The sequence below is a fragment of the Bacillus piscicola genome, from assembly GCF_022458745.1.
Lineage (GTDB): Bacteria > Bacillota > Bacilli > Bacillales > Marinococcaceae > Alteribacillus_A > Alteribacillus_A piscicola.
Genome location: NZ_JAJJJF010000010.1, coordinates 83,085 through 96,591, shown reverse-complemented (window position 1 = coordinate 96,591; position 13,507 = coordinate 83,085). Strand labels below are relative to the sequence as shown.

At 46.2% G+C, this 13,507-nt stretch carries 9 protein-coding genes; 6 read left to right on the top strand and 3 right to left on the bottom strand.

Translation table 11 applies throughout. From position 1 onward, the window contains the following. The first annotated feature begins 71 nt into the window (after positions 1 to 71). The 4 genes from LOR49_RS14105 (at position 72) to LOR49_RS14090 (ending at position 4,590) form a co-directional block, all read left to right on the top strand. Positions 72 to 1,655 carry a peptide chain release factor 3 gene (locus tag LOR49_RS14105; RefSeq protein ID WP_240377414.1) on the top strand — a complete coding sequence of 528 codons (1,584 nt, stop codon included), beginning with the start codon at positions 72 to 74 and terminating at the stop codon, positions 1,653 to 1,655. 69 nt (positions 1,656 to 1,724) lie between these two features. Beyond that, a complete protein-coding gene (locus LOR49_RS14100; RefSeq protein WP_240377413.1) occupies positions 1,725 to 2,522 on the top strand; it encodes a carbon-nitrogen family hydrolase in 798 nt (265 codons plus the stop codon). A 133-nt stretch (positions 2,523 to 2,655) separates the two neighbouring features. Continuing rightward, positions 2,656 to 4,209: a Na+/H+ antiporter NhaC family protein gene (locus tag LOR49_RS14095; RefSeq protein ID WP_240377412.1), complete on the top strand. Its 1,554-nt coding sequence runs from the start codon at positions 2,656 to 2,658 to the stop codon at positions 4,207 to 4,209. Between the two features lie 117 nt (positions 4,210 to 4,326). Next, positions 4,327 to 4,590, top strand: coding sequence for a hypothetical protein (locus tag LOR49_RS14090; RefSeq protein ID WP_240377411.1), 264 nt, complete (start codon positions 4,327 to 4,329; stop codon positions 4,588 to 4,590). Positions 4,591 to 4,664: 74 nt separating this feature from the next. Here LOR49_RS14090 and LOR49_RS14085 read toward each other — a convergent pair whose 3' ends face one another. Continuing rightward, entirely contained in the window at positions 4,665 to 5,084 is a 420-nt protein-coding gene (locus LOR49_RS14085) for a universal stress protein (RefSeq protein ID WP_240377410.1), read from the bottom strand. A gap of 100 nt (positions 5,085 to 5,184) precedes the next feature. After that, the gene (locus LOR49_RS14080; RefSeq protein ID WP_240377409.1) at positions 5,185 to 6,630 is read right to left on the bottom strand and encodes a SulP family inorganic anion transporter; all 1,446 of its coding nucleotides are present in this window, start codon (positions 6,628 to 6,630) and stop codon (positions 5,185 to 5,187) included. A gap of 354 nt (positions 6,631 to 6,984) precedes the next feature. On the opposite strand from LOR49_RS14080, the gene LOR49_RS14075 reads away from it, so the two are divergent. After that, a complete protein-coding gene (locus LOR49_RS14075; RefSeq protein ID WP_240377408.1) occupies positions 6,985 to 10,209 on the top strand; it encodes a DEAD/DEAH box helicase in 3,225 nt (1,074 codons plus the stop codon). Positions 10,210 to 10,521: 312 nt separating this feature from the next. Beyond that, entirely contained in the window at positions 10,522 to 11,700 is a 1,179-nt protein-coding gene (gene megL / locus LOR49_RS14070; RefSeq protein ID WP_240377407.1) for a methionine gamma-lyase, read from the top strand. A gap of 117 nt (positions 11,701 to 11,817) precedes the next feature. Here the strand turns inward: megL and LOR49_RS14065 are convergent, their stop codons facing one another. After that, positions 11,818 to 13,329, bottom strand: a complete 1,512-nt coding sequence (locus LOR49_RS14065; RefSeq protein WP_240377406.1) for an L-lactate permease — start codon at positions 13,327 to 13,329, stop codon at positions 11,818 to 11,820. Positions 13,330 to 13,507: the final 178 nt, after the last annotated feature.

Genomic DNA, 13,507 nt, shown 5'->3' with positions numbered 1-13,507 from the left:
TGTATCGTTTATGATAAAATGGTTTACTTAACCGTTAACAGGGAAGTTTTAAGTAAGAAAGGATAAATGAAATGAGTACGTTACAAAAAGAAATAGATTCACGGAAAACGTTTGCGATCATTTCTCACCCCGATGCCGGGAAAACGACGCTGACTGAAAAACTCCTCTACTTTGGCGGAGCGATTCGGGAAGCCGGGACCGTAAAAGGAAAGAAAAACACGAAACACGCGACGAGTGATTGGATGGAAATCGAGAAACAGCGTGGCATTTCCGTTACAAGCTCCGTGATGGAGTTTTCCTACGAAGGCCATCACATTAATATTTTGGATACGCCGGGACACGAAGACTTTAGTGAGGATACGTACCGGACGCTTACTGCTGCAGACTCGGCGACAATGCTGATCGACGCCGCCAAAGGGGTTGAAGCGCAGACAAAAAAGCTCTTTAAAGTATGCAGCATGCGTGGTATTCCAATTTTTACGTTTATTAATAAATTAGACCGGCAAGGGCGCGATCCGTTTGAGTTAATGGAGGAGATGGAGAATCTGCTTGGCATCCGCTCCGTTCCAATGAATTGGCCGATCGGTATGGGCCGTGACTTTTATGGCATTTATGACCGACACCAGCAACAAGTAGAGTTATACAACGCCGACAATCCAGCGCACGTCGAAGTAAAAAAAATTACCGGTCCGGATGACCCGCTCCTAGATGAACTCATTGATCCCTCTTTCTTAGCACAGTTTCGTGAAGAGATCGAACTCTTGGATGTGGCGGGTGATATGTATGACGTGGATAAAATTAAAAGCGGCGAGCTCACTCCGGTGTTCTTCGGAAGTGCCATTTCCAATTTTGGCGTTCAAAATTTTTTAGAGCACTTTTTGCACCTGGCACCGTCTCCTGTTGGTCGTGAAAGTGATCAAGGTTTTGTCGCACCGATTCGTGACTCGTTTTCTGGGTTTGTCTTTAAAATTCAAGCGAACATGAACCCCAAACATCGCGACCGTATTGCTTTTTTACGGATTACATCGGGTAAGTACACGCAAGGCATGCACGTTAACCACGTTCGTCTCGGGAAATCATTGCGTCTCACACAGCCAACTCAATTCCTTGCTCAAGACCGCAGTATCATCCAAGAAGCGTATGCCGGAGATATTATTGGCTTATATGACCCAGGCACTTTCCGAATTGGCGATACGCTCGCCGAAAAAGACAACTTTCAATTTGCGGAAATGCCCCATTTCTCGCCGGAACATTTTGCCGTCATTTCTGTCAAGGACGCGATGAAGCACAAGTCATTTGAAAAAGGGCTTCAGCAGTTAACAGAAGAAGGTGCTGTTCAGCTGTTTCATACGTATAATCGTTATCCCGAACAGCAGATTATCGGGGTCGTGGGTGTCCTGCAGTTTGAAGTAATGGAATACCGACTCAACAACGAATACAATGCTGACATTCGTCTTGAGCGCCTGCCTTTTTCAATTGCACGCTGGGTCGATGGCAGCGACACCGCTCTGGAACAGTTTAAGAAACGCCAACGTAATTTAACGACAGATCGAGATGGACGTATCGTCGCCTTGTTTGACAACGAGTTTCAAATGAGAACAGCCGCCGACAAATACCCAGAATTAACATTTTACGAAAATTCCTTTCGAAAATAACCGTCTTACGCAACAGTCCATGTTACCCTGTAATATAGAGAAAGCGATTTACTTTTAGGGGGGTTACGCATGAAATTAGCGATGTTTCAGATGGATATTATTCCGGGAGAGCCGAGTGAGAACTGCAAAAAAGTAGCGACATGGGCAAAAGAAGCAGCGACCGTTCATCAAGCAGATGCGATTGTGCTTCCGGAACTGTGGACAACAGCCTACACGCTTGAAGCTCTTGCTGATCTTGCCGTGGAAGAAAACAATGATACGATTCTTTCCTTTTTACAAGAAATCGCAGCGACTCACCAGCTCACCGTGTTTGGAGGCTCCTACGCAGCCAAAACGAAAAACGGTGTTGTGAACCGGGCGGTGGTGATAACGAAGGACGGGGAAACGGCAGAGATGTATGATAAAATCCACCTCGTTCCGATGCTTCAGGAGCCAAGTTATATGGCACCGGGGAAACAGCTTCCTTCCCTTCTTCATCATCAAGACATGAAAGCAGCTGTTTCCATTTGTTATGATCTTAGGTTTCCGGAATTATTTCGTCCGCTTGCTGTTGACGGAGCTAATTTGTTTGTAATCCCGGCGGAATGGCCGGCAGCCCGGGCCCGTCACTGGGAAACACTGCTAACTGCACGCGCGATTGAAAACCAAGCGTTCGTTGCCGGCTGTAACCGTGCGGGATCCTATAACGGAACGGAGTTCGCAGGACGCTCCATGATCATTGATCCCCTGGGAAACACGGTCGCCAAAGCATCCAACGATCAGGAAGAGACGATTGTCGCCGATATCGACTTCAAGCTGACGGCAGAGACACGGAAGAACATCCCTGTGTTTTCCAGTCGAGAGCCCTCCCTTTATAGGTTTTCCTAAAAATTAAGTTGCGCACCCGCAGCGGAGATTGGTATAATCTTCGTGGCAACTGAACGGCTTTACCGTATCAACTGCCTGGCACTAAGCCCTGGCAGTTTTTTCATTTGTATAATTAGGAAAGGAGAACGGAAATATGGAAGACCCATCCATTCTCTCGCTTGTGCCCCCACTCTTAGCGCTACTTATGATCATCACTACGAGGAAAGTTCTTCCGTCTCTTGGTGCCGGTATTCTCATTGGGGCTCTCATTCTTGGTGACTGGTCTGCTCTTGCTGCTCTTTCTCTCATTTGGGATACCTTTGCTGGTATTTTTGTCACCGATGGGGCTCTTAACAATTGGGAATTATATATTATCTTCTTTTTACTGATTCTCGGAGTGATGGCAGCGTTAATTAGTTTTTCAGGTGGGAGTCGTGCCTATGGAGAGTGGGCGCTTCGGCGTGTAAAAACGAGAACAGGTGCCCAGCTAATTACGCTTTTTTTAGGTATTCTTGTTTTCATTGATGACTACTTTAACAGTCTGACAGTGGGACAGGTGAGCCAGCCGTTGACGGACAGACACCAGATTTCGCGGACGAAGCTCGCATATATTGTCGATACAGCCGCCGCACCGATTTGCGTCATTGCCCCGCTCTCAAGCTGGGGCGCCTATATCATTACCATCATTGCGGATGTTCTGAGAAGTCACGGCCTGACAGACATTGGCGGCCTGCAAGCATTTGTTTTCATGATCCCGATGAACTTTTATGCGCTTACCGCTATTTTATTTCTATTTCTTGTTATTATTTGGAAACTTGATTTCGGTCCGATGCGCACTCATGAAAAACGAGCCATCGTGGAAGGTCAGATGTTTGACCCTGCGCATGCCAGTATTATCGGTGGAAAAGACAAGAATCTGGAGGAAAAAGAGGGACACGTCCGAGATTTAGTCGTGCCGATTCTCTTATTGATTGCATGCACCGTGTTTTTCATCATTTTCACAGGTGTGCAAGGGGCCGAATCTATTACGCTTTTATCCATTTTTGCCGAAACAGATGTCGCTTCTTCACTCGTTTATGGCGGTTTGATCGGTCTTCTTGCCGCTATCTTTTTCACGGTCCGGAAGCGCCCATCCGCCTCTTCTTTCTGGCGGACCATTTGGATTGGTGTTCGATCGATGCTCCCTGCCATTTATATTCTGATTATGGCGTGGATTATCGTCACGATTATCGATGAACTCGGCACGGGAAAATATATGGCCACTTTCATTGATGGTAAAATTCCATTGTTTTCACTGCCAGCCTTGTTGTTTTTACTCGCGGGCTTTATGGCGTTTTCTACTGGAACATCATGGGGCACCTTTTCGATCCTCTTACCAATTGCCGGAGAAATCGCAGCTACACTTGATATAACGATGATGCTGCCGCTGCTGGCCGCGGTACTAGCCGGTTCGATTTTAGGAGACCACTGCTCTCCAATTTCCGATACGACGATATTGTCCTCAACAGGGGCCGGAAGCCACCACATTGACCACGTGATGACCCAGATCCCGTACGCGGTTCTTGTCGCCGTGAGCTCCTTAATCGGCTATCTTGTGCTCGGCACGACGGGGAGTACTCTCCTGGGGCTTATTGCTGCAGTTGCTGCTACTTTCTTGATTGCTGTCGTACTAAAGATAATGTACAAGCCACTCTCTCACATTGTTTAAACATTAGATAGAAAGGAAATGAGGAAAGGAGACAGAGGTTATACGTAAAAGCCTGATCGGTCGGCAAGTATTACCGGCTGAACTGGTAAAGCGCGATAACTGAACCAGGGAGTGACGATGATGAACGTGTTATTTGTCATAATTGCAGTATTGATCGCTGCCGTTTACTTTTCTCCATTTTTCATGGAGAGTCTGCAAGCCTCCTTTCCTTATTTTAATACGATTGTACGCGTCCGTTATACGATTATTTTTGGTGGCATAGGGTTCCTGTATGGTATTGCCGAAGGAACGCTGAATATTCAAGAGTTGTTTCTCGGAATGATTGCCGGCAGCTTCATAGACTTACTCTTACGCTCTCAAAGCCACAAACCCACCGTTTAATAAGCGGTAAGAAACAATAAGATGCACAAGAAGGGTCAGGAGACATGCTCTCCCGACCCTTCTTGGTCAAGTTGTTATTTAATGATCATCACAGGACATTCGACTCGCTTTGCTACTTTATGACTGACGCTGCCGAGTACCATTGTTTGCAGCTGGCTCAAGCCGCGGCTCCCAAGAACGACGCAGTCATAGTCGCTGTTGTTGGCGAATTTGACAATGGTCGGTCCAGGTTCCCCGTGTTCAATATGAACATCGTAAGATAGGCCATTCTCCTGTAACTTTTCTTCAATAGGCGCTAATTTTTCTTTTCGTTTGTGGTCGATTAAATGGCTATTACCATATTGCAGGACATCAGACTTAGATGCAGAACCATCGACAACATAAATGATATCAACACGGGCGTCCTTTTCGCCTTTTACGAGTCCGATTGCATGGTCGGCGGCACGATATGAATTCTCTGAGCCATCAGCCGCAAGCAGTACATTCTGATACATAAATAACTTGCACCTCTTTTCATAAGACTACATTTTCTTTCTATCGTGTGGGAAATGAGCGAAAAAAGCAAGTGCGTCCCCCGTAAAGGACGCACTTTTTTTAATGACCGGACAAGCCGTTCAACCTCTTCATGAGCTGTGAGCTCTCTTTATTTAGTCCACTGATGGATACCTCGATCTCTTTCTGGACAAACTTCGCTTTCACTTTCTCAATCGCTTCTACCGCCGAATCATCCCAGATATGAGCTTTGGTAAGATCAATTTTTACATGGCTGACATCGTCATTAAAATCAAAACCCGCCATGAAGTCAGTGACAGAGGCAAAGAATAATTGGCCATCCACTTCATATGTTTTGTGGGAGCCGGCGACGTGTTCGGTTATCTTCACTTTCGAAATTTTACCCGCAAAGAAAATCGCACTTAAGAGCACACCAGCAAACACCCCTTTAGACAGGTCATGCGTGATAACGACCGTGGTAACTGTCACAAGCATGACCACAGAGTCACTCTTTGGCACGCGCGTGAGCATTCTCAGTGAATTCCAGTCGAACGTGCTGATCGACACCATGATCATAACACCAGCGAGAGCGGCCATCGGGATCTGGACTACTAGATTGCCAAGCACGATAATCAGAAACATAAGAAACACCCCGGCAACAAAGGTTGATAACCGTCCTCTGCCGCCTGATTTCACATTGATGACAGACTGTCCAATCATGGCGCAGCCGGCCATTCCACCGAAGAACCCTGTGACAACATTCGCATAACCTTGGCCGCGGCATTCTTTATCTTTATCACTGTCTGTATCCGTCATGTCGTCCACAATGGAGGACGTCAAGAGAGATTCCAACAGCCCGACAACCGAAAGAGCCAGTGCGTATGGGAAAATAATCGTTAGTGTCTCCCATGTAAGCGGGATTTCCGGCAGGAGAAAGACAGGAAGTGTATCAGGAAGAGCCCCCATGTCTCCTACATTACGCACATCTGCCCCGATGAAAATCGCGAGCGCACTCACAACGATAATTGCAACCAGCGTCGACGGTACCGCTTTCGTTACTTTTGGGAATAGATAAATAATAAATAAGGTCAAGGCAACAAGTGCGTACATCATCCAGCCTTCCCCTTGAAAATGTTCAATCTGAGCCATAAAAATTAAGATAGCTAACGCGTTTACGAATCCAACCATAACAGAGCGCGGAATAAACTTCATCAATTGTGCCAATTTACTGAACCCGATAATAATTTGCAGGACGCCTGTTAAAATAGTTGCCGCAAGTAAGTATTCCAGCCCGTGGTTGGCAACCAGCGTCACCATCAACAGCGCCATTGCCCCGGTTGCAGCTGAAATCATCCCCGGTCGTCCGCCGACAAAGGCAATTACGACCGCCATCGAAAATGACGCATACAGACCAACCATCGGATCCACCCCGGCAATAATAGAAAATGCAATTGCTTCCGGGATCAAGGCTAAGGCGACGACAATCCCGGCGAGTACGTCACCGCGAATGTTTCCAAACCAATCTTTTTTTATTGTTGCAGTATTCACTGTTTTGTTTCCCCTTCTTTCTATCTTTTTCAAGCTGAAGCATGATCATTCCTGTCTTTCTTTTTGCAAGTTCCGTCAACGTGACAATTGGACGTTCGCAATGCTGTCCATCTTCTCGCTTGGCACGTTAAAACAGACGCAGCCTGCCCTTCCTGACATGCAAATGGCTTTCGTCCCTCCCAAAAGCCGCCCGTTATGAACATATGGATTTTACCACAAACCAGCCGCAAAACCAACCACCCAATCAAACACCATCGTATGTGTTCGCTTTTTTATCGAAGCAGTTAGAAGAAATTCACTTTTGTCTTATGTTAAAATGGTCATTATGCATGTTTACGCGGAGGTGGCTTCACGTTGCGTTATTTAACAAAAGATAAAATACGCCGGCTGGCGGGGGATACGATCTATTCACGTGCCCTTCCCTACTGGATGAACGAGAAAGTCGAAATCACCAGCCACAATCGAGCCGGCTCTCATACAAGGGTGACGGCTTACGTCACTGGTACAAAGCGTTACAGCACCGGAGTGCTTTTTCATGAAGACGGTGACCTGCAGGAGTGCGAGTGTTCCTGTCCTGCCTATGAGGGGGGTATGGATATTTGCAAGCACATCGCGGCACTTCTGTTAACTCTTTCTCCCGTTCAAAATGCGCCTTTAAGACAACCAGTGCGGTCCTCCTCCCCAAACCATGAAAGCAGAATGACCGCACCTGTGAAAGAGTTATTTCTAGATTATTTTGCGGGCCGTTCCGAAGCAGTAGAAACGATAGGCGAGCCTCTCCAAGTCGAGTATAATCTCATTTTTCATACCGACTACGAACAGCGTAAAGAATTGTTCTTTTCTGTGGAATTGAAGATCGGAATTGGCAAACGTTTCATCGTTAAAGAGCCCGCGCGTTTTTTTGCGGCCATCCGCGAACGCTCGCTTCTTCCGATCACGAAAACCTTCACGTTTGACCCAACCTACCATTATGTGGAAAATCAGGATCTTGATGTCATTCAACAGCTAGAGGAAGTGCTCCAAACCCAAAAGTGGACAGGACGGCAGATCAGCTTTTTTTCAAAGGTAAACATTAAAAATGCGATCACCATTCCACCCGTAGCAGCGGAAAAACTGCTCCGATCCTTGCTTGCATGCAGTGACGTGAATGTAAAACCTGCTGCCGGATACTCGTTCCCGTTAACAGTAAAAAGAGAGTGGCCGGGTTCTTTTCAACTTCACAAAGAGGATCGTGACTATTATTTGACATATTCGTCCTTTGAGTATCCGCCACGCAAAATCAGCTTGACCTCTTTTTATTACTGGAACGACCGATTATATGAGCTGACGGAAGCGGATGCCGATACGGCGAGGTTGTACCAACTGCTGATGAAAACACCAAAAGGCAGGCTGCACTTAGAAAAAAAGGACGTAGAACAAGTATATGCGAATCTCGTTCCCACGCTGCAGACGCAAGGGCGTCTCCGCGTGGAAGACAAAGTGGGCAAGCGTGTGGAGAAACATCCCCTGCAGGCCAAAATCTACTTAGACAAAAAAGAGGATGCACTGACCGCCGATCCACTTTTCGTCTACGGACCCCATTCCTTGCATGCCGTGACAGAGGATAGGCATTATTCCGAAGAGGACGTCATCATCGCCCGTGACACCCGCAAAGAAGAAGAACTACGGCAGCTTATCGAAACAGCAGGATTTCATTGGAACGGTGAATCTTTGACGATTACAGACGAGGCGGCTGTTTTTTATTTTCTTACCTCCATTTTACCTGAGCTGCATGAAAAGGCAGATGTTTTCATGACCCAAGAGGTAGAAAATTTGCTCGTCCCTGCTTCTTCGTTTAACATTGAATCCGCTTTAGACGAAAGCCTCAGCTGGCTTGATATATCCTTTCAGACCGATGACTTAAATGAAGAGGAACTACATGCCCTGATGATCTCTTTAAAAGAAAAGAAACGCTATCATAAAACAGATGGCGGGCGTTTTATTGCGCTTGACGACGATATAATGACCGGCTTACAAGATTTCTTGACCGAAACAGGAGTAAGCACCGCCGACTTGCAGGACAACACACTCCGTCTTCCTGCTTACAAAGCGTTCCAAGCAGATAAGTATTTAAACACAGGGAGACAGTGGAACAAAGCGGCCAGTGTCGAGAAACTCCTGGAAGACATCCGCTCACCGGAAAAAATGGAGACCGCGGTGCCTGCTGCGTTGCACGGAAATTTGCGTGATTATCAAAAACGAGGCTTTCAATGGCTAAAAGCATTATCGTTGTACGGATTTGGCGGTATTTTAGCCGATGATATGGGTCTTGGAAAAACGATCCAGACGCTCACTTATATTTTATCGGAAAGAGAGGAACGCCCGGATGCTCCACCTTTTCTAGTCGTTGCCCCTTCTTCCCTGATCTTTAATTGGGAAAAAGAGGCAAAAATGTTCGCCCCCGGTCTTACCGTCCAGTTGGTGCACGGCTCCAGGACGGAACGCGAACAGCAGGCAGCTAATCTGGAGGGGGTCGATATACTGATCACCTCGTATCCGCTTATCCGTCGTGACAGCGAATTTTATGAGAAGGTGACCTTCCACGGCTTAATTCTGGACGAAGCCCAAGCGCTTAAAAATCATACATCCAAGACCTTCCGCGCAGTGAAACAGTTGCAGGCAGAAAAAGTATTTGCTCTGAGCGGGACACCGATTGAAAACCGTATTGATGAGCTTTGGTCGTTGTTTGCCGTGTTAATGCCCGGATTGTTTCCTGATATCAAATCGTTTAAAGCCTTATCTGCCGATCAAACCCGGCACCGTGTCTCACCTTTTATTTTACGACGGACGAAAAAAGAAGTGCTGACCGAACTGCCCGATAAGATTGAGTCAACACTTCATTGCGAGCTAACAAAAAACCAGCGTGAAACGTATGTCGCTTACTTAAACCGAATTAAGAACGAGACCGCCCAGCAGTTAAAGACCGGCACCTTTCAAGAGAACCGGATGAATATTTTGGCAAACTTAACAAGGCTGCGACAACTCTGCTGCCACCCAGGCATGTTTCTCGAAGACTATGACGGTGGCTCCGGTAAGCTCGATGAACTAATTGTCTTTCTCAAAGAGGCAAAGGCAAGCGGGAAAAGAATGCTTATTTTTTCTCAGTTCACGACGATGCTTGCATTTATATCAGAAGCACTGGAAAAAGAGGGGCTGTCTTTTTTCTACCTGGACGGAAGCACTCCAAGCAAAGACCGTCTGCAAATGACAGAGCAGTTTAACAGTGGTAAGCATGATGCCTTTCTTATTTCCTTGAAAGCAGGCGGCACCGGCTTGAATTTAACCGGCGCCGATACTGTCATTTTATTCGATTTATGGTGGAACCCGGCAATCGAAAGCCAAGCAGCCGACCGTGCGCACCGTATCGGGCAGAAACGCGTCGTTCAGGTGATCAAACTTATTTCCCAAGGTACCATTGAGGAAAAAATTCAAGCACTTCAGCAAAAGAAAAAGGCACTGTTTGACCAAGTCATCCAATCCGGCGAGACGAACCTAACCTCTTTATCCGAAGATGATATCCGCGAACTACTCGAATTATAGGAAGCATGTACTTTTTTGGTGCAAAAGGAGCAAATACCGATACTAGAACCCGAACTATTCGTATATAGTGTAGAAGGTTGATTTTCACTGCAGGTGGACGCTTTCCGTTACAATCAACAACAGATTTTACTGCTTTCAACGAATCATTTCTAGATTAAAAAAATACTGTTCGTGTTTATCATCTAGTTTGATTCAAATACGAATGATTCAAAAATAATATAGTGCTTTTTTGATTTTCAGGAAATATTTCATCTAGAAAAGCACTTGTAAAATTGATTCATACGTATAATAATTTGTCTGGAGGCAAACACGATGAAGAAAAAAGAACTTGATACACGTCTTATCCACGGCACCCATTCATCGCAAGGTGATCACGGCAGTCTTGTGCCGCCGATTCACCAGACATCAACGTTTTCCTTTACCTCAGCGGAACAAGGAGAGAAGCGCTTTGCCGGCGAAGAAGCCGGCTACATTTACTCCCGGCTCGGCAACCCAACCGTTCGAGAACTCGAAGAGAAAATCGCAGATCTTGAAAACGGTGAAGAAGGCATTGCATTCAGTTCAGGGATGGCGGCAGTCTCCTCTGTATTAACATCACTTGTCAAAACGGGCGATCACATCCTTGTTTCTGAGGGGATCTATGGTTGTACGTTTGGCTTGCTAGATATGCTGAAGGAACGCTTCCAAGTTGACTACGATCTCATTCCAATGGATACGGAAGAAGCGATCGTTTCCCGGATCCGTCCTGAAACGAAAGTCATTTATATCGAGACGCCAATCAACCCGACGATGAAGTTGGTGGACCTTAAGCTTGCTACTTCCATCGCAAGGAAACGAGACATTCATTGTGTCGTCGACAATACCTTTGCATCACCTATGCTGCAACGGCCGCTTGAGTTTGGAGCGGATGTCGTCCTGCACAGTGCGACAAAATATATCGGCGGTCACGGTGATGTTGTCGCCGGACTGGCCGTAGGAAAAAAAGATTTTATTTCCCGTGTCCGCCAATCTGCTCAAAAAGACATGGGCGGCGTACTCGGACCATTTGATGCCTGGCTCTTAATGCGCGGCCTCAAAACGCTAGGTCTGCGTATGACGCGCCACTGTGAAAATGCGCAGGCTGTTTTCGAACAATTGAAAGACCATCCAAAAGTAAACAACATCTATTACCCAGGAGACCCAAATTTCCCACAGCATGATCTCGCCGCTGCGCAAATGGAGCAATTTGGCGGCTTAATTAGCTTCGAATTGAACGGAGACAAAACAACTGCTCAACGTTTCATGAATGAGCTGCAGCTCATCCACATCGCTGTCAGTCTCGGTGATGCAGAAACGTTAATTCAACACCCTGCCAGTATGACCCACTCAGCTGTGCCTCCGAAGAGCCGCAAAGAAATGGGGATCAGCGAGCAACTGCTCCGTCTCTCCGTCGGACTAGAATCCGACTCCGACATTTGGGAAGACCTTGAACAGGCACTTGCCCGTGTATAGTAACCAACCAGCATTAACACCCTCGAAATGCCAAAGCATTCGAGGGTGTTAGTATACGTATTGGGACGGTATTCGTGGAACTTATGCCTTCATTTGGCTTATCCACTTTTAAGTATCTCAAACAAAAACGGACCAAGCCAAGATACCTAAAATTGTAATAACTAATGCCCCTATCGAAACGAGAAGCATTTTTCTTAACAGTTCCCCTTCTTTGCCAGAGTTCCCAGTAATGGATGCCACCAATGCCACCCTTGATGGGGAGCTCATCGTCACGTTTGAAGCGGAAACATTTTGGGATGTCGCAAGCAACATCTCCGGCTCATGTAATTTATGTGCCATTGAATGTTGGAATTGAGCAAACATGGCGTTCGAAGCTGTATTGCTTCCGCTCAAAAATCCACCCAACGCTCCTATAAGAGGAGAAACAGCCAAAAATGCGGATCCAAAGAAAGCAGCTGCATTCGTTGTGATTAAGTCAATCATACCCGCCTCTTCCATCACTGACGACATCGCGATAAACCCTACGGTTGACACAATGACCGGATAAGCCTGCTTGATTGTAGCAAAGAAACAGGATCGTACCTTTTTCCATGAGAGCCGATACACCCCCACAGCAGCGAGAGATGCGAGAAGAAGTGCAAATCCTGGGCTGTAAAGAACTTCAAGCCTAAAATCGTATGCAGGCAGTTCCCACACCAAAAAAGATTGAAAAAAGGCCTGAAACCTTGGGATCAAATGAGAGATAATAAAAAAGCCAATCAATACGGCATACGGCAAGAGTGAACGGTATAACGTTCTAGTAGAAAGCGCCTGTTCACTAGCAGCCGCCTCCTTCCATCCCCGTTTTCTTCGTGACTGTAAACGCCAATACCCTATTAAGCAGATGGCCGTAATCAAGCCGCCCATTGCGCCGGTTAACTCAGTTGAAATGAACATGTTAGCCGCAAGAGTGGAAAGAGAAAGAGTCGAACCTATAAAAACAATGAGACCTGCGTATTGTCTAACTGCCCTCCAACCGCCGGCAACCGCTACAACAACGGCAGTATAGAAATAGAATAACGGAATACTTACTAACGCGCTGGCGATTCCAAGAGTCTGAAGGGGGACTTCTGTTAACTCAGAATTGACTACCGTACCTATTGCCAATCCTCCCCACGGTACCGCTATTTGCGTTAGCAATGCCAGAAGTGCCGCTTTCTTTGGCTCAAAACCAAGTGACAAATAGATTGGTGCCGCAATCACCACTCCCACACCAAAGCCGCTAGTCGCTTCCAAAAAAGGCCCAAGCGCTGCAGATATCAAGATAGCTTGTTCCACCGGCGAACTGCTCATTTGGGAGAAAGTGACGGAAATTTGGTCAAGGGCGCCCCCCTGCCTAAGTAAGTTGTATAAAAAAAGACCAAAAAACACGACATAAATGACGATGACCGAGAGCAACACTCCTTTTATGGTACCTGCTGTGATATGGTCGGCTGATGTTTGAAAACGAAGCGGCAGCACCGTTATTACTACTACGGATAAATAAGTATAGACAGCCGTTTTTAAACTAGAGACTTTCAACACGAGTAAGCAAACGACTGCCAAAAGTAAAGGAAATAAGGCTAGTAACAAATCAAAAAATAAAATCATTTAATCCTCTCCTACATGACAATCAAAAAAGCGTTTTCAATAAAAATACGAAGAAACACTTGGAGTTACCAATTGTGACTGTTATTGGTAGCTATCTCCTTATCTTTTTACTTTCTATAAACAATCCACTTCTATGTTACTGCAATTAACATGCCATCCCTGCTTTATTTGCAAACTC